Origin of the sequence: Nonomuraea sp. NPDC049480 (genome assembly GCF_044465905.1) — a bacterium.
Lineage (GTDB): Bacteria > Actinomycetota > Actinomycetes > Streptosporangiales > Streptosporangiaceae > Nonomuraea.
In genome coordinates, this window is record NZ_JBITMD010000001.1 from 980910 (window position 1) to 996820 (window position 15911).

Sequence of the window (15911 nt, forward strand, 5' to 3'; positions counted from 1 at the left end):
TGTCCCGGGCCGTGGAATGGCCGGGGACGGGTCAGAGCTTGGGGAGGAAGCCGACGCGGTCCCGGACCTGGGCCATGGTCTGCTTGGCGACCGCAGCCGCCCGCTCCGCCCCGATGGACAGCATCCGGTCCAGCTCCGCCTCGTTGGACAGCAGCTTCTCCGTACGCTCCCTGATCGGCGTGAACGTCTCCACGACGGCCTCCGCCACGTCCTTCTTGAACGTGCCGTACCCCTGCCCGGCATAGCGGGCGACCAGCTCGGGAATGGGCGTGCCGGTCAGCGCGGACTGGATGCGGAGCAGGTTGGAGATGCCGGGCTTGTTTTCCTCGTCGAAGAGGACCTCCGTGCCGGTGTCCGTGACCGCCCGCATGATCTTCTTGCGCAGCGGCCCCGGCTGCTCCAGGACGTCGAGGATCCCGGCCGGGCTGGACGACGACTTGGACATCTTCGCCGTCGGGTCCTGGAGGTCGGTGATCTTCTCGACCTCCTTGAGGATGTACGGCTCCGGCAGCGTGAACGTGTCGCCGAAGCGGTGGTTGAAGCGCTGGCCGAGGTCGCGGGTCAGCTCCAGGTGCTGCTTCTGGTCGGCGCCCACAGGGACCCGGTTGGCCTGGTAGATCAGGATGTCGGCGGCCTGCAGGATCGGGTAGGTGAACAGCCCGACGCTGGCCGCGCTCTCCCCGAACTTGGCGGACTTGTCCTTGAACTGGGTCATCCTGGCCGCCTCGCCCATGCCGGTGAGGCAGATCAGGATCCAGGCGAGCTCGGTGTGCTCGCGTACGTGCGACTGCACGAAGACGGTGGACCGCTCGGGGTCGAGGCCCGCGGCGAAGAGCTGCGCGGCGGCCACGCGGCTGCGGCGGCGCAGGGCGGCGGGCTCGGTCGGCACGGTGATCGCGTGGAGATCGACCACGCAGTAGAGGGCGTCGTGGGTCTCCTGCAGGGCAACCCACTGACGAACCGCACCCAGGTAATTGCCCAGGTGGAAGGAGTCCGCTGTGGGCTGGATGCCGGAGAGAACACGAGGTCTGGCCATAGCAGGCAATTGTGTCAGGAATCCTGCTCGGGCGGCGACTCGGCGACCGGTCGGCGTTTCACCCGCACCCGGGCGATCCTGCGTCCGTCGAGCTCGGTGACGGACAGCTCGAATCCCGGGATCTCCACGCGTTCGCCGATGACGGGCACGTGGCCCAGCATGGCCATGACGAACCCGCCCAGCGTCTCGTAGGGGCCGTCGGGGAGCTTGATGCCGGTCTCGGTGGCGAAGTCGTTGAGGTTCGTCAGGCCGTCGATCTCGATCTCACCGGCCGGCAGGACCACGATGTCCTCCTCGACGTCGTACTCGTCCCTGATGTCCCCGATCAGCTCCTCGACCAGGTCCTCCATGGTGACGATGCCGGCCGTGCCGCCGTACTCGTCCACCACGATGGCCAGGTGCTGGCCCTCGTCGCGCATCTCGTTCAGCGTGCTGAGCAGGCGTTTGGAGGCGGGCACGAACTTGGCGGGGCGGATCGGCACGACCGCGCTCATCGGCTCGGTACGGCCGGCGAGCTCGGGGTCGAGCAGGTCGCGTACGTGGACGAAGCCGACGACCTCGTCGTATGACTCGCGGTAGACGGGGAAGCGGGAGTGCGGGAGCGCGGCGGCCAGCCGGGCCGCCTCGGTGAGCGGCGTGTCGGCCTCCATGAACTCCACCTCGGTACGCGGCAGCATCACCTCCCTGAGCTGCCGCTTCCCGGCGGCGAACACCTCGGCGATCACCTTGCGCTCGTCGGCGGTCAGGTCGGTGTGCCCGACCACCATGTCACGCAGCTCCTCGGTGGTGACCTCCTCCCGGTCGGCCTTCGGGTTGCCGCCGAGCAGCCGGACGATGCCGTCGGTCGACTTCGACAACATCCAGATGATCGGACGCGACAGGGTGGCGATCCAGTCCAGGAACGGCGCCACGAACAGCGACAGCCCTTCGGCCCGCTGCAGGGCGAGGCGCTTGGGGGCGAGCTCGCCGAGCACGAGCGACACGTACGAGATGGCCAGCGTCACCAGCACCAGCGAGAGCACGGGAGCCACGGCCTCCGGCACTCCCCACCCTTTGAGCACGGGGTCGAGCTGCGCGGCCAGCCGGTCGGCGCCGAACGCGGCCGACAGCATGGTGGCCACGGTCACGCCGATCTGCACGGCGGACAGGAAGCGGTTGGGGTCGCGGGCGAGCTTGGCCACGCGCTCGCCCCGGCGGCCCAGGCCGGCGAGCTTGCGTACCTGGCTGTCCCTGAGGGAGACCAGCGCCATCTCGGCCGCGGCGAAGAAGCCCCCGGTCAGGACGAAGAGCAGGACCAGGGCGATGTTGGCCGCGACGGTGTCAAACATGGTGGTTGGCAGCGTACTCGGGGGCTTTCCCGCGTATGCTGAAGAGCAAGCCCTACAAAATCAAACATATTTGAACAGGAGTGCACATGAGGTTGCTGGTCACCGGAGGCGCCGGATACGTCGGCAGCGTCGTCGCGGCGCAGCTCATCGAGGCGGGACACGACGTGACCGTACTCGACGACCTGTCAACCGGACATCAGGACGCCGTGCCGGAGGGCGCCCGCTTTGTCCAATCCGACATCTCCGAAGCGGGCGACGCGCTCGGCGGCGTGGACGCCGTGCTGCACTTCGCGGCCAAGTCGCTGGTGGGCGAGTCGGTGGAGAAGCCGGGGCTCTACTGGGCGAACAACCTCGGCGGCACGCTGGCGCTGCTCGACGCCATGCGGGAGAAGGGCGTCGGCAAGATCGTGTTCTCCTCGACCGCGGCCACGTACGGAGAGCCGGAGCGCTCGCCGATCGAGGAGAGCGACCCGACGCGCCCGACCAACCCCTACGGCGCCTCCAAGCTGGCCGTGGACACCGCGTTGAGCGCATACGCGGGGATCCGCGGGCTGGGCGCGGTGAGCCTGCGCTACTTCAACGTGGCCGGCGCCTACGGCCGCTTCCGCGAGCGCCACACGGTCGAGACCCACCTCATCCCGAATGTGCTGAAGGTCGCGACCGGCGAGCGCGCGTCGGTGAGCGTGTTCGGGACCGACTACCCGACGCCTGACGGGACCTGCGTGCGTGACTACATCCACGTGACGGACCTGTCGCGAGCGCACCTGCTGGCGCTGGAGGCGATCACGCCGGGCGAGCACAAGATCTACAACCTGGGCAGCGGCACCGGGTTCAGCGTGCAGGAGGTCATCTCGGTGTGCCGCGAGGTCACCGGCCACGAGATCCCGGCCGTCGTCGGCGAGCGGCGTCCCGGCGACCCGGCCGTGCTGGTCGCCTCGTCCGCGAAGATCCAGCACGAGCTTGGCTGGAAGGCCGAGCGGCCGGCGCTGCGCGACATCGTCTCCGACGCTTGGGAGGCGCTTTCCGCCAAATGAGTCATACGCGGCAGAAATATATGCTGTGATACCCAAACGTGAGGAGCTTTTCACGAAGGGTCACGAAACCGGTCTTTGGCGTCCTCGTCGTGGTGGGCAGCATCCTCGCCGCCGCCGGCGTGATCTTCGCGACTCCGCACCCGGCCCCGGCCGGGCAGCCGACGCCGTGTGCCACACGCGGAGAACGCCCCCCGCGTGGCGCAGGGGGCGTCCGACCCGGTCAGATGAGGCCCAGCTCCCGCACCGCGGTGCGCTCCTCCTCCAGCTCGCGGACGCTGGCGTCGATCCGCTCGCGGGAGAAGGCGTCGATCTCGAGGCCCTGGATGATCTCGAACTTCCCGTTCGCCGCGCGTACGGGGAACGACGAGATGAGGCCCTCGGGCACGCCGTACGAGCCGTCGGAGACGACCGCGGCCGAGGTCCAGTCGGTGCCGTTGACCCAGTCGTAGACGTGGTCGATCGCGGCGTTGGCGGCCGAGGCGGCCGAGGAGGCGCCGCGGGCCTCGATGATGGCGGCGCCGCGCTTGGCCACCGTCGGGATGAAGGTCTCCTTCAGCCACTCCGAGTCCACCTGCTCGGCCGCGACCTTGCCGCCGACCTCGGCGTGGAACAGGTCAGGGTACTGCGTCGCGGAGTGGTTGCCCCAGATCGTCATCTTCTTGATCTCGGCGACCGGAATCTGCAGCTTGGCCGCGAGCTGCGACAGCGCGCGGTTGTGGTCGAGCCTGGTCATCGCGGTGAAGCGGTCGGCGGGCACGTCGGGCGCGTGCTGCTGGGCGATGAGCGCGTTGGTGTTGGCCGGGTTGCCCACGACCAGGACCTTGATGTCGTCGGCGGCGTGGTCGTTGATCGCCTTGCCCTGCGGGCCGAAGATGCCACCGTTGGCGCCGAGCAGGTCGCCGCGCTCCATGCCGGCCTTGCGCGGCATGGCGCCGACCAGCAGGGCGACGTTGGTGCCGGCGAAGGCGACGTTGGGGTCATCGGTGATCTCGATGCCGGACAACAACGGGAACGCACAGTCGTCCAGCTCCATCGCGGTGCCCTCGGCCGACTTCAGCGCCGGCGCGATCTCCAGCAGGCTGAGCTTGACCGGAACGTCGGCGCCGAGCAGCTGCCCCGACGCGATGCGGAACAGCAGTGCGTAGCCGATCTGGCCGGCGGCTCCGGTGACGGTCACCTTGACGGGCGCAGTGGCTGACGACGCCATGGCCTTCCCCTAACTCGCGGCAGGAATGATTGACAGTTGGGGATGTTACCCGCTCGTCATCCGCAGGTTCCCATCGCGGGTTGTTCTAGCTCAGGCTTGAAGTCGACCTTGTCGAAATATGCGGCCAGGAGTTGCTTGACGGCGCCGCTGCGGTAGAGGTCGGCGATGATGCCGTTGACCGCCTCGCAGGTCCTCTTGTCACCCTCCCTGATGCCGACCGCGTAGCGCTCGTTGCTCAGCTTGGCGCCGAGGACCTTGTAGCGGAGGTGCTCGCGGTTGGCGAACCCGGCCAGGATCAGGTCCTCACCGGCGATGGAGTCCACCTTGCCGGTCCTGAGCATGCTCATGCAGACGGCGAGGTCGCTGGCCGGCACCGGCTTGACCGCCACCCGGTCCTGCACCTCGCCGACGGCCGGGCTGTTGGGCGCACAGATCCTCTTGTCCTCGAGGTCCTTGATCGAGTCGATGCCGCTGCCCGCCCGCACCAGGACGTCGCGGTGCGCCAGGTAGTAGGGGCCGGCGAACTCGGTTTTGCTCCTGTCGACCGCGAAGGTCGCGACGACGAGGTCCAGCCAGCCCTCGGTCAGCCCGGCCACCCGGTCGTCCCGGCTGACCCTGACGAACTTCGTCTCCTTGGCCCCCAGCTCCTTGGCGATGCGTTTGGCGATCTCGATGTCGAAGCCCTGGAAGCCGCCGCCGTCTTCCAGCCCCACGCCGGGCAGGTCGCCCTTGACACCGATCACGATCTTCCCGGTCTGGGCGACCTTGTCCGCCACCGAGGTGAACGAGCGCGCCGGATCTTCCTCCTGAGTCTCCGTCCCCTGCCCCTGGAACGCCGGCGGCGGCCAGCCGTTCATCGCCAGCGCCATCGCCGCGGCGGCGACTAAAACGAGCACGGTGCCGAACGCGATCCACAGCTTCACCCGGCCGCGCCGCGCGGGCCGGGAGGGCTCGGTCCCCGGGTACGGCGCCCGCTCGCCCTCCGGCTGCGCCGTCTGGTCGGACATCACGCTCACGCCGCCCTGCCCGCTCGTCTGGTGTTTCTGCGACGCCGCGGTCCGGTGCTCATGGGAGCCCGTGATGGGGTGCTCATGGGCCCCGGTGGAAGCCTCCTGAGCCGACGATCCGTGCTGGGACGGCACCAGGGAGCCGCTGCCCTTGTCGGTGATCGACCCCGCCGACACCCTGGTGAACGGCGTGGTGTCGTCGCTGGCCACCTGCACGCCCCGGGTGAGCACGGCCGTGGACGCCCCCACCCCGGTGGACTGCCCGAGCAGCCGCAGCAGGATCTGGTCGGCGGAGGGCCGCTCGGCGGCCGCCTTGGCCAGCGCGGAGCCCACCACGCCGCGCAGCGGCTCCGGCATCATGCTGACGTCGACCTCGTGATTGAGTATGCGGTTGAGCACCATCGCGATGGACTTGCCCTCGAAGACGCTCTTCCCGGTGGCCGCGAACGCGATGGTCGCGCCCCAGGAGAACACGTCGGTGTAGGGCCCGATGTCGTCCCCGGCGATCTGCTCGGGCGCCATGTAGGCGGGCGTGCCGATGGCCCGGCTGGTGATCGTGCCGGTCGAGTCGATGATCCGGGCGATCCCGAAGTCCACCACGCGCGGGCCGTCGGCGGCGATCAGCACGTTGTCGGGCTTGAAGTCCCTGTGCACGATGTGCGCGTGGTGGATGGCGGTGAGCGCGGTGGCGGTGCCGATCGCCAGCCGGTCGAGCGCCGTGCCGCTGAGCGGCCCGTCGGACTCCACGATGTCCCTGAGCGACCGGCCGTCGATGTATTCGCTCGCGATGTACGGCGTGTCGCCGTCGAGATCGGCCTCCACCACCCTGGCGGTGCAGAACGACGCCACCCGCTTGGCCGCCTTCAGCTCCCTGGCGAAACGCGACCTGGCGATGGTGTCACCGCTGAACTTCACGTGCAGGAGCTTGATCGCCGCTTGCTCGCCCGCGTCATCGACACCCAGGTAAACGATGCCCTGCCCGCCCTCCCCGATCCTTCCTGACAGCCGGAATGACCCCAGGTGGGTGGGATCGCCGGCCATCAGCGGCGAGATATGCGGCATTCGTCATCCCCACGTCTACTTAACCCCAACGACGCAAACTTTACGACGCTCAGCAACTTCTCAGGGATGTGTTAACCGTTCGTGACGTCACGTTTCGCGTTATTGGTGGTAGAAGTCGGCAATCTCCGAGTCTCTGGAGCCTCTTGCACACATGGACGATCGCGGGGAGGCTCGGGATCATGGATCGCCCCTACGACATCGTACTTTTCGGCGCGAGCGGGTTCACCGGCGCGCTCACCGCCGCCTACCTCGCCGGGGCCGCCGCTCCCGACACCCGATGGGCGCTGGCCGGGCGCGACCGGGCCAAGCTGGAGCGACTCGGGCTCGACGTGCCGATCCTGATCGCCGACGCGACCGACCCGGCCTCGCTGTCCGAGCTCGCCCGGCGGACGCGCGTCCTCGTCACCACGGTGGGACCGTACGTCAGGTACGGCGAGCCACTCGTCGCCGCCTGCGCCGAGGCCGGCACCCACTACCTGGACCTGTGCGGCGAGCCCGAGTTCGTGGACCAGATGTACGTGCGTCACCACGACCAGGCCGCCGGGAACGGCGCCAAGATCCTGCACGCCTGCGGCTTCGACTCCATCCCGTACGACCTCGGCGTCCTCTACACCGTCACCCGGCTCCCCGCGGGCGTCCCGCTCTCGGTCAGCGGCTTCCTGCGGACGAGCATGCGCCCGTCGGGCGGCACGCTGGCCACCGCCCTGACGATCGCCGGCCGGGTCCGCGAGGGGGCGGAGGCGGCCTCCCGGCGCCGTGCCGCCGAGCCGCCTCCCAAGGGGCGCAGGGTGAGCTCGGCACCGGGCGGCGTGCGCTACGTGGGCGGGTGGGCGCTGCCGATGCCGACCGTGGACCCGTACATCGTCGGCTACTCGGCCCGCCTGCTCGACCGCTACGGCCCCGACTTCACCTACCGCCAGCACTACGCCGTCAGGACCCTCCCGCGGGCGCTGGCGACAGTGGCGGGCGCGGGCGCGTTCGCGACGCTCGCGATGATCCCACCGACCCGCGCCTGGCTCCAGGGCCGGCTGCGGCCCGGCGAGGGCCCGTCACCGGAGCGGCGCGCGAGGAGCTGGTTCAAGCTCACGTTCCTGGGCGAGGGCGGGGGCGAACGGGTGGTCACGGAGGTCGCGGGCGGCGACCCGGGGTACGACGAGACCGCCAAGATGCTCGGCGAGTCGGCCCTGTGCCTGGCCTTCGACGAGCTCCCGGACCGGGCGGGCCAGCTCACGCCGGCCTCGGCCATGGGGCAGCCGCTCATCGACCGGCTTCAGCGCGCGGGCATCACCTTCGCCACGAAGTCCTGAAGCCGTCGAGTCCTGAAGCCGTCGAGTCCTGAAGCCGTCGAGTCCTGAAGCGGCGAGTCCTGAGGCCCTGAGGACGTCACTCGCAGACTTCGGAGCTCCACGGCATCCAGGGTGGCTCGGCGTCCTCCACGGCCGCTTCGGCGGTCGTACGTCCCCACCAGTGCTCCACCTCAAGCACGACGGGGACGACCTCCATGCGTCAGTAGGGCAGACCCCACTGGGCGAAGGACTTACGCAAGTAAGGGGACTTGAACTTCGGGTAAGCCACCGTACGCGGGTCCCCGTCGGACGTGTAGCGCATGTCCGGGTTGGCCTTCAACCAGTCGAGCCAGGCGTGCGAGCAGAACTGGGCGCAGTCGCCCTTCTTCTCCATGACCTTGATCCTCGGGATGCCGGCCGGGTCGAACGCCTTGCTGAACGGCGCCGGAGCAGGCGTGTAGCCCGCCAGGAAGGCACCCTGGTGGCGGTAGTGCTTGCCCCGCATGGCCCAGTCCTTCTTGCTCGGCTGGTTGCCGTACGGCAGGGCGATCGTGGTGGGCTTGGTGTAGGACAGGGCGGTGATCTGCTGGGCGATCGTGCCGATCTGCTCCTCGACCTCCTTCTGCGGGCGTCCGCGCAGGTTGAGGTGGTCGCGGGTGTGGTTGCCGATCTCGAAGCCGTTGTCCTTCAGCCAGAGCAGCGCCTGAGCCTGCTCCTCGCGTACGGTCTTGCCGAACATGTCGCGGGTCACGTAGAAGGTGGCGGCCGGCCGGAAGCCCGGGTTCTTGGCGGCGACCTCCTTCAGGATCGCGACGGCGGTGTCCTTCTGGGGCTCGCCCATCTGGTTCAGCGTGAGCTGGGAGGGGGAGGAATCGTCGAAGGTCAGGACCACGGCATGTTTGCCGGCCGGGATGTCGATCTTGCCGGACACCATCTCGGCGGCCGTGATCGGCACGTAGTCCTCCTTGATCAGCCGCTCCAGGTCCGCGCGGAACTGCTGAGGAGACCGGTCGTCGGTGGTCGCCGGCTTGGGCACGATCCGGTGGAACATCAGCACCGGGATCTGGCCCAGTTCGTTCGCCTTGACCCGGGCGGCCGCCTTGACCTTGGCGGCTTTCATCGCCTGTGCCTGCGCGGCGGCGTTGGGCTTGGCGTCCGCCACCTTGGCGGTGTTGGGCTGCGAGTCGCACCCGGTCACGATCACCGTGGTGGCAAGCACCCCCAATCCACTGAGAACACGCAGTCGCATTCGAACCCCCCGAGACGCGTACGACTGTTACGAGGGGGCTCTTACCCAGCTGATCAATTACGCCACGCCGCGGCACTGTCAAGACATGGGAAAGGGCCGCACGCCGGCGGCCCTTCCAGCAGAGGAGGCAGTCAGGCCATCTTCTTCCTGAGGGACTGTCTGACCGCTCCGCCGACGTGGAAGGCAGGCGCCGGGGCACATACCGCCCATAAGCTCGCAGAAATCCCTCTCAATGAAGCGCCGCCGGACCGACTAATCCCAATCCTCCCACCGTAGCCAGCGATGCTTGTCGAAAAACCAGTCGTGGGTCAGGCGGACGCCCGTCATCCGCTCGGCCAGGGCCGGCACAAACGCCTGGAAGTCCGTGGCCCGCTTACCGGAGAAGTCTCCGATGAGATCGTCCAGCAGATGCGGCTGATCACCCTGCCGATAGAAAGGCTCCTCTCCCCACTCTATGAATTGCAGAATGGTCAGCAGCCGCGAATTCATGTAGTACTCAAGGGTGTGGCTGTTGACGCCTGAGTAGACGTTGAGGGCCTTACCCTTCGCGGACAGCCCGCGGAGGATTTCGTTATCGGAGCCGGTGTCGCCGTAATCGGGCTCCATCACGACCACCCAGGAGCCGAGCTGCCCGGCGATCGCGCTGCAGGCGACGCCGTCGAGGGTGAGCCCCTCGCACCAGGTGATGCACAACGTTTCGGAGAAGTAGCCGGCGATGTCCCGGTAGTGCTCTTCCATGTCGTTCAAGGGCATCCCTTGTTCGTGAGAGAGCGCCGACCAGCCGGTCCCGGCTGGTCGGCGCCTCATTGTCCGCCAGGTTGGCCTTGCCACCCGATGAACTTGAACGAGAAGTCCCGCCCGTTGTATCCAGCGCCCTCCACGGTCCGGGCGAACGGGAACTCGTCACATTGCACTTTTTCGCCGGTCGGCCGAGCGGCGCGCTCTGCATCAGTGAACACTGACTGGGATCCGTAGCAATAACGATCCTCGACATCCACGTTGTGGACTCTATTGTCGTCCGGGTCAGCCACCTGTTGCGCGAGTACCGTCTCATCCTCGCCCCCTCTGACTTCACGCCGGAGAGCGGCGACGTGGTGTGCCGCCCAAGCTTCGACAACGTCCACTGGAAGACCGCACTCGTCGAAACGGGAGCCATCCCCGAGCGCAAGCGCGGTGAGCCGTACGCGGGCCGCCCGTGCGCACGGCATGTACGCCCTGCGCCACTTCCACGCGTCGGTGCTCCTGGACGCCGGGCGATCCGAGGCCGTGACGGCCCGCAGCCGGCCCAGGCATGCGAAACGGCCCCTACCTCACGACATAGCCGCAGGTAGAGGCCGTATTCGACAGTCAGGCCATCTTCTTCTTGAGGTTCTCGTCCAGCGCCGCCAGGAAGTCCTGGGTGGTGAGCCACTTGGCGTCGCCGCCGACCAGGAGCGCGAGGTCCTTGGTCATCTGGCCGCTCTCGACGGTCTCGATGCAGACCTGCTCCAGCGTGTCGGCGAAGTCGGTCACAGCGGGGGTGTTGTCGAGCTTGCCGCGGTGGGCCAGGCCACGCGTCCAGGCGAAGATCGAGGCGATGGGGTTGGTGGAGGTGGGGTTGCCCTTCTGGTGCTCGCGGTAGTGGCGGGTCACCGTGCCGTGGGCGGCCTCGGCCTCGACGGTCCTGCCGTCGGGGGTCATGAGCACCGAGGTCATCAGGCCGAGGGAGCCGAAGCCCTGCGCGACCGTGTCCGACTGCACGTCGCCGTCGTAGTTCTTGCACGCCCAGACGTAGCCGCCCTCCCACTTGAGCGCCGCGGCGACCATGTCGTCGATGAGGCGGTGCTCGTAGGTGATCCCGGCCTTCTCGAAGTCGGCCTTGAACTCGGTCTCGAAGACCTCGGCGAAGATGTCCTTGAAGCGGCCGTCGTACGCCTTGAGGATCGTGTTCTTCGTGGAGAGGTAGACCGGGTAGTTGCGGGCCAGGCCGTAGCGCATCGACGCGCGGGCGAAGTCGCGGATCGACTCGTCCAGGTTGTACATCGCCATCGCGACGCCGCCACCGGGGAAGTCGTACACGTCCAGCTCGATCGGCTCGGAGCCGTCCTTGGGGGTGAACGTCAGCGTCAGCGTGCCCTCGCCGGGGATCTTCAGGTCGGTGGCGCGGTACTGGTCGCCGAAGGCGTGACGGCCGACGACGATCGGCTTGGTCCAGCCGGGCACGAGCCGCGGCACGTTGGACATGATGATCGGCTCGCGGAAGATGACACCGCCGAGGATGTTACGGATGGTCCCGTTGGGGGACTTCCACATCTTCTTGAGGCCGAACTCCTCGACCCGCGCCTCGTCCGGGGTGATGGTGGCGCATTTCACACCGACGCCGTACTTCTTGATGGCGTTCGCGGCGTCGATGGTGACTTGGTCGTCCGTGGCGTCACGGTGCTCGATGCCGAGGTCGTAGTACTTCAGGTCGACGTCGAGGTAGGGAAGGATCAGCTGGTCCTTGATGAACTGCCAGATGATCCGGGTCATCTCGTCGCCGTCAAGCTCGACGACCGGACCCTCCACCTTGATCTTGGGCATGCGAATGGTTCCCCTTCAATGAATTGATGCGTTGAGGCTATCGGACCGTCCGGTCAACGGGCGAAAAGGGACAGGATAAGCGCCTTGAGCTCATTGTTCTCCAGCAACAACGAGGTCAGGACCAGCACGAAGCCGAACCCGCCCAGCGTGATCACGTCGGTGCTCTTGCTGCGCACCGCCAGCTGACCGCCGTACCCGGCGAAGCGCAGTGCGGCGGCGATCATGACCATGGCGCCCAGCGCGAACCCGCCCCAGCGCGGCTCCACGAAGAAGATCACGAGCACACCGACGACCGCACCCGCCAGGATCAGCGGGTACGGTCCCCAGCTCTCGCGTTCGGTCCCTTGGTTGTCGCTCAACGGATATCGCTCAACGCTCTTCGATCGGCTTCCACTTCTGGTCGGTCTCGCCGATGTATTCGCTGTCCGGGCGGATCAGGCGGTTGTCGGCGTGCTGCTCGATGACGTGAGCCGTCCAGCCGGACATGCGGCTGATCGAGAAGACCGGTGTGAACAGGTCGGTCGGAATGCCGAGATAGTGATAGACCGAAGCGGCGAAGAAGTCGACGTTCGGGTAGAGGCCCTTCTCCTCGAGAACGACCTCCTCCATCTCCTTGGACATCCGGTAGTACGTGTCGTCGCCGGTGGACTCGGCCAGCTCTGCGGACATCCTGCGCAGGTGCGTGGCGCGCGGGTCCTCGGTCTTGTAGACGCGGTGGCCGAACCCCATGATCTTCTCGTGGGCCGCCAGCTTGGCGCGTACGGCGTCGGCCACGCCGCCCGCGGGGATCGATTCCAGCGTCTTCATGACCTGCTCGTTCGCGCCGCCGTGCAGGGGGCCCTTCAGGGTGCCGATGGCGGCGACGATGGCGGAGTGCATGTCCGACAGGGTCGCGGCGCACACGCGGGCGGCGAACGTGGAGGCGTTCATGGTGTGGTCGGCGTGCAGCACCAGGCACTCGTCGAAGATCTCGACCTCGCGCTGCCCGGGGGTGCGCCCGGTGACCTGGAGCAGGAAGTTCGCCGCGATGCTCAGCGACGGGTCCGGCTCGGGAAGGCTCCCGCCGGTGCGGGCGGCGTGATAGCGGGCGACCAGCAGAGGCTGCTGCGCGACCAGCCGGGCGGCCTTGCGCAGGTTGGCCTCGGGGGCGATGGAGTCCTTGTCCGGATCATCCGCGCCCGACAGCGAGACCAGCGAGCGCAGCGCCTCCATGGGTTTCTGCTTCTCGGCGATCTCGGCGATGTTCGCCGAGACGAGGGCGCCGAGCTCCCGGCCCCGCGCCAGCTCCTCGCCGAAGGCGTCCAGCTCGGAGCGGGTGGGCAGCTTGCCGCGTTGGAGCAGGTGTGCGGTCTCTTCGAACGTCGCGCGGCCGGCCAGGTCGTGGATGTCGTATCCGCGATAGAACAGCCGACCGGCCTTTCCGTCGATGTCGCTCAGCGCTGTGGACGCGGCGACGACATCGGCCAGACCTTTCGTGGGCTTGTCCGCCATGAGTGCTTCCTCCGCTTATCTTCCTCCGAAGTCTACCTGTGAGCAGGTAAAACCGTCCGCGAAGGTCCAGACCAATTTCACGTCGGATTCTCCTTTCGGCAAAGGAGATTCCGCATCCCCTCGGTTGGGTAAGCCGGAGCTGTAGTAATAGTTACGGCGGGCTACCTGGGGAGGAACTGCCGTGGAGGGGCCGTTCATACGCATCGAGGACACCGGCGAGGTGATCCCGTTGCGCCCCGAGATCACGACGGTCGGAAGAGGCCGGGGTGTGGACATCCGGCTCACCGATCCCAGTGTGTCTCGACTCCATGCCGAGTTCGTCAGACGAGGACCCTACCTGTACGTCGTGGACCTGGGACTGTCCAGGAACGGCACGCGGGTGAACGGGAGGCCGATCGCCCGGAGGGTCCTTGACGACGGCGACGTCGTTTCCTTCGGCGCGGCGCGGGGTCGGATCGGTGGAGTCCCCCGTGAGGACTTCACCCCCGAGGTCGAGCTGCGCAGGGCCGCGGCGCCCGAGCTGACCAGGCGCGAGGTCGACGTGCTGACCTCGCTCTGCCGGCCGGCGCTGTCGGACGAGGCATTCGTCGCACCGGCGACCGCACGCGAGATCGCCGACGACCTGGTCGTGACCGAGGCCGCGGTCAAGCAGCATCTGCTGCGGCTCTACCAGAAGTTCAGGATTCCCGAGGGCACCAACCGGCGCACGCGGCTCGCCAACGAGGTCGTCGCGCTCGGTCTGGTGCGCCCGACCCCTGTGGTGCCACCGCAGCGGGCATCGGGAGCCACGGCCGAGCAGCCATCGGCGGCCGGGCGCAGGGCTTCGTAGGAGCGCTTCTCAGGAATCGGATCGCGACCGGGGCTTCGGCGAGGGGTTCCGGCAGCGTCGGGGCCTAACCATCACCGTGTTCGAAAAGCACGGATCAGAGCTGTGGCGGGTAGCCGTGCGCCCATTTTCCGGCGCACGGCGACCCCGTCGGGCTGTCGCGCGTACCGCGACGTTCGTAAGCGAAGCTTGCTCACGAACGCGCGGCCGGCGGATCAGATGACCCGGAATCCGTTGCTGGGCCGGCTGGTCCTGTTGGCCCGGTCCACCGCGACGACGTAGTAGTGGTGACCGCGCCTGCCGTCCGGGTCCGTCCAGCGGACCTGCCGGTCGCCGGGCACGACCGCGACCAGGTTGCGGGCGTCGGCGAAGGCGCCGGACGAGGCATGCCGGTCGAAGCGGAAGATCGCGAACAGGAACGGCTCGTCCCTGCCCGTGGCCACGGCCCGCACCTCGACGCCACCCGGACGGCGCAGCGCGTACGCCAGCACCGGCCGCCGGGGTGGGTCCCCCTTCGCGAGCCTGGGCAGCACGGGTGCGAGCGAGGGCCGCTGGTAGTGCTCGTTGACCGCGGTCGTGATGGAGCCGATCCTGTCGACCTTGACGTCGTTGGCGTTGTACCAGATGTCGCCGCTGATCTCGGGATGGTTCCTGTTGAGCGTCAGGTGATCGGACAGCTCGGCCGGGTTCTTCCACTCGGGCGCGGGCTGGGCGGGGTCGCCGGCCTTGTACGCGGGCTGCCCGATCCACAGCAGGGTGCCGGTGCCCTTGGCCACGTCCGACCACCAGGGCACGAGCTTGGAGTAGTCGGCCGGCGGCTGCCCGATGTACCAGTAGAGCTGCGGCGCGATGTAGTCGAGCCAGCCCTTCTTGACCCAGCCGCGGGTGTCGGCGTGCAGGTTGTCGTACGACTGCCCGCCGCTGGTGTCGGAGCCGAGCGGGTCACTGGCCTTGTTCCGCCAGATGCCCGACGGGCTGATGCCCCACGCGATGCCCGGCTTGGCCTGCAGCACGCGCTGCTGCATCTCCTGGACCATGAGGTCGACGTTGTTGCGCCGCCAGGAGGCCAGGTCGGGGAAGCCGGAGCCGTGCTGGGCGAACGCGGCACTGTCGTCGAAGGCCGTGGAGTTGACCGGGTAGAAGTAGTCATCGAAGTGCAGGCCGTCGATGTCGTAGCGGGAGACCGCGTCCATCATCGCGTCCTGGCAGAACTTCCGCACTTCCGGCATGCCCGGGTTGTAGTAGAGCTTGCCGCCGAACGGCACGATCCAGTCCGGGTGCTTGCGGCCCGGGTGGTCGGGGTGCAGCTTGGCCGGGTCGGCCTGCATCGACACGCGGTACGGGTTGAACCAGGCGTGGAAGGCCAGCCCGCGCTTGTGCGTCTCTTCCACGGCGAATCCGAGCGGGTCGTAGCCGGGGTCCTGCCCCTGCGTACCGGTCAGGTATTGGGACCAAGGCTCGTACGGCGACGGCCAGAACGCGTCAGCCGTCGGTCTGATCTGCACGAACACCGAATTGAGCCGGCGCTGCACGGCCACGTCGAGCCAGGCCAGGTATTCGGCCTTCTGCTCCTCGGCCGATAACCCGGGCTTGGACGGCCAGTTGATGTTGACCACTGAAGCGATCCACATGCCGCGCATCTGGTGCAGCGGCGGGACGTACTCGGCCGCGGCCTGGGCGAAGGCCGGCAGCGGCACAGCCGAGGCTGCGGCCGCGAGGGCGAGACCCTTGAGGAGAGTCCTTCTGCTGGGCATGGGGGGTGTGCCTCTCGGAATGTGGTTGTATCGAGGGCGACGATGACAGAAAATTACCTTCAGATCAAT

General features: G+C 68.0%; 14 protein-coding genes. 3 read left to right on the plus strand and 11 right to left on the minus strand.

Annotated features, from left to right (window positions below):
* Positions 1 to 31: 31 nt before the first annotated feature.
* On the minus strand, positions 32 to 1036 hold the full coding sequence (gene trpS / locus ACIBX3_RS04590; protein ID WP_397113031.1) for a tryptophan--tRNA ligase: 1005 nt from the start codon (positions 1034 to 1036) through the stop codon (positions 32 to 34).
* Positions 1037 to 1050: 14 nt separating this feature from the next.
* Entirely contained in the window at positions 1051 to 2364 is a 1314-nt protein-coding gene (locus ACIBX3_RS04595) for a hemolysin family protein (RefSeq protein WP_397113033.1), read from the minus strand.
* Between the two features lie 86 nt (positions 2365 to 2450).
* On the opposite strand from ACIBX3_RS04595, the gene galE reads away from it, so the two are divergent.
* A complete protein-coding gene (gene galE, locus ACIBX3_RS04600; RefSeq protein ID WP_397113035.1) occupies positions 2451 to 3398 on the plus strand; it encodes a UDP-glucose 4-epimerase GalE in 948 nt (315 codons plus the stop codon).
* A gap of 220 nt (positions 3399 to 3618) precedes the next feature.
* Here galE and ACIBX3_RS04605 read toward each other — a convergent pair whose 3' ends face one another.
* A complete protein-coding gene (locus ACIBX3_RS04605; protein ID WP_397113037.1) occupies positions 3619 to 4605 on the minus strand; it encodes a malate dehydrogenase in 987 nt (328 codons plus the stop codon).
* Positions 4606 to 4661: 56 nt separating this feature from the next.
* A complete protein-coding gene (locus ACIBX3_RS04610) occupies positions 4662 to 6674 on the minus strand; it encodes a serine/threonine-protein kinase (protein WP_397113039.1) in 2013 nt (670 codons plus the stop codon).
* A 179-nt stretch (positions 6675 to 6853) separates the two neighbouring features.
* Between ACIBX3_RS04610 and ACIBX3_RS04615 the strand changes: the two genes are divergently transcribed.
* On the plus strand, positions 6854 to 7981 hold the full coding sequence (locus tag ACIBX3_RS04615) for a saccharopine dehydrogenase family protein (protein WP_397113041.1): 1128 nt from the start codon (positions 6854 to 6856) through the stop codon (positions 7979 to 7981).
* Positions 7982 to 8180: 199 nt separating this feature from the next.
* Here the strand turns inward: ACIBX3_RS04615 and ACIBX3_RS04620 are convergent, their stop codons facing one another.
* The 6 genes from ACIBX3_RS04620 to ACIBX3_RS04645 all read right to left on the minus strand — a co-directional run bounded on the left by ACIBX3_RS04620 (position 8181) and on the right by ACIBX3_RS04645 (position 13262).
* Positions 8181 to 9179, minus strand: coding sequence for a polysaccharide deacetylase family protein (locus tag ACIBX3_RS04620; protein ID WP_397113043.1), 999 nt, complete (start codon positions 9177 to 9179; stop codon positions 8181 to 8183).
* Positions 9180 to 9461: 282 nt separating this feature from the next.
* Positions 9462 to 9947 carry a DUF6461 domain-containing protein gene (locus tag ACIBX3_RS04625; protein ID WP_397113396.1) on the minus strand — a complete coding sequence of 162 codons (486 nt, stop codon included), beginning with the start codon at positions 9945 to 9947 and terminating at the stop codon, positions 9462 to 9464.
* A 65-nt stretch (positions 9948 to 10012) separates the two neighbouring features.
* The gene (locus tag ACIBX3_RS04630) at positions 10013 to 10333 is read right to left on the minus strand and encodes a hypothetical protein (RefSeq protein ID WP_397113045.1); all 321 of its coding nucleotides are present in this window, start codon (positions 10331 to 10333) and stop codon (positions 10013 to 10015) included.
* A 223-nt stretch (positions 10334 to 10556) separates the two neighbouring features.
* Positions 10557 to 11771 (minus strand): NADP-dependent isocitrate dehydrogenase, encoded by a 1215-nt coding sequence (locus ACIBX3_RS04635; protein WP_397113047.1) that lies wholly within the window; start codon positions 11769 to 11771, stop codon positions 10557 to 10559.
* A gap of 53 nt (positions 11772 to 11824) precedes the next feature.
* Positions 11825 to 12130 (minus strand): DUF3017 domain-containing protein, encoded by a 306-nt coding sequence (locus ACIBX3_RS04640; protein WP_397113049.1) that lies wholly within the window; start codon positions 12128 to 12130, stop codon positions 11825 to 11827.
* A gap of 10 nt (positions 12131 to 12140) precedes the next feature.
* Entirely contained in the window at positions 12141 to 13262 is a 1122-nt protein-coding gene (locus ACIBX3_RS04645; RefSeq protein WP_397113051.1) for a citrate/2-methylcitrate synthase, read from the minus strand.
* Between the two features lie 181 nt (positions 13263 to 13443).
* Here ACIBX3_RS04645 and ACIBX3_RS04650 point away from each other — a divergent pair, with 181 nt between their 5' ends.
* The gene (locus ACIBX3_RS04650; RefSeq protein ID WP_397113053.1) at positions 13444 to 14091 is read left to right on the plus strand and encodes an FHA domain-containing protein; all 648 of its coding nucleotides are present in this window, start codon (positions 13444 to 13446) and stop codon (positions 14089 to 14091) included.
* Positions 14092 to 14303: 212 nt separating this feature from the next.
* Here ACIBX3_RS04650 and ACIBX3_RS04655 read toward each other — a convergent pair whose 3' ends face one another.
* Entirely contained in the window at positions 14304 to 15842 is a 1539-nt protein-coding gene (locus ACIBX3_RS04655; protein WP_397113055.1) for a glycoside hydrolase family 10 protein, read from the minus strand.
* Positions 15843 to 15911: the final 69 nt, after the last annotated feature.

What these genes read in the sequence shown, in the direction of transcription:
- ACIBX3_RS04605 (WP_397113037.1), bottom strand. Translation starts at nt 4,605, where the DNA reads ATGGCGTCGTCAGCCACTGCGCCCGTCAAGGTGACCGTCACCGGAGCC.
- trpS (WP_397113031.1), bottom strand. Translation starts at nt 1,036, where the DNA reads ATGGCCAGACCTCGTGTTCTCTCCGGCATCCAGCCCACAGCGGACTCC.
- ACIBX3_RS04655 (WP_397113055.1), bottom strand. Translation starts at nt 15,842, where the DNA reads ATGCCCAGCAGAAGGACTCTCCTCAAGGGTCTCGCCCTCGCGGCCGCA.
- ACIBX3_RS04595 (WP_397113033.1), bottom strand. Translation starts at nt 2,364, where the DNA reads ATGTTTGACACCGTCGCGGCCAACATCGCCCTGGTCCTGCTCTTCGTC.
- ACIBX3_RS04635 (WP_397113047.1), bottom strand. Translation starts at nt 11,771, where the DNA reads ATGCCCAAGATCAAGGTGGAGGGTCCGGTCGTCGAGCTTGACGGCGAC.
- galE (WP_397113035.1), top strand. Translation starts at nt 2,451, where the DNA reads ATGAGGTTGCTGGTCACCGGAGGCGCCGGATACGTCGGCAGCGTCGTC.
- ACIBX3_RS04615 (WP_397113041.1), top strand. Translation starts at nt 6,854, where the DNA reads ATGGATCGCCCCTACGACATCGTACTTTTCGGCGCGAGCGGGTTCACC.
- ACIBX3_RS04645 (WP_397113051.1), bottom strand. Translation starts at nt 13,262, where the DNA reads ATGGCGGACAAGCCCACGAAAGGTCTGGCCGATGTCGTCGCCGCGTCC.
- ACIBX3_RS04610 (WP_397113039.1), bottom strand. Translation starts at nt 6,674, where the DNA reads ATGCCGCATATCTCGCCGCTGATGGCCGGCGATCCCACCCACCTGGGG.
- ACIBX3_RS04625 (WP_397113396.1), bottom strand. Translation starts at nt 9,947, where the DNA reads ATGGAAGAGCACTACCGGGACATCGCCGGCTACTTCTCCGAAACGTTG.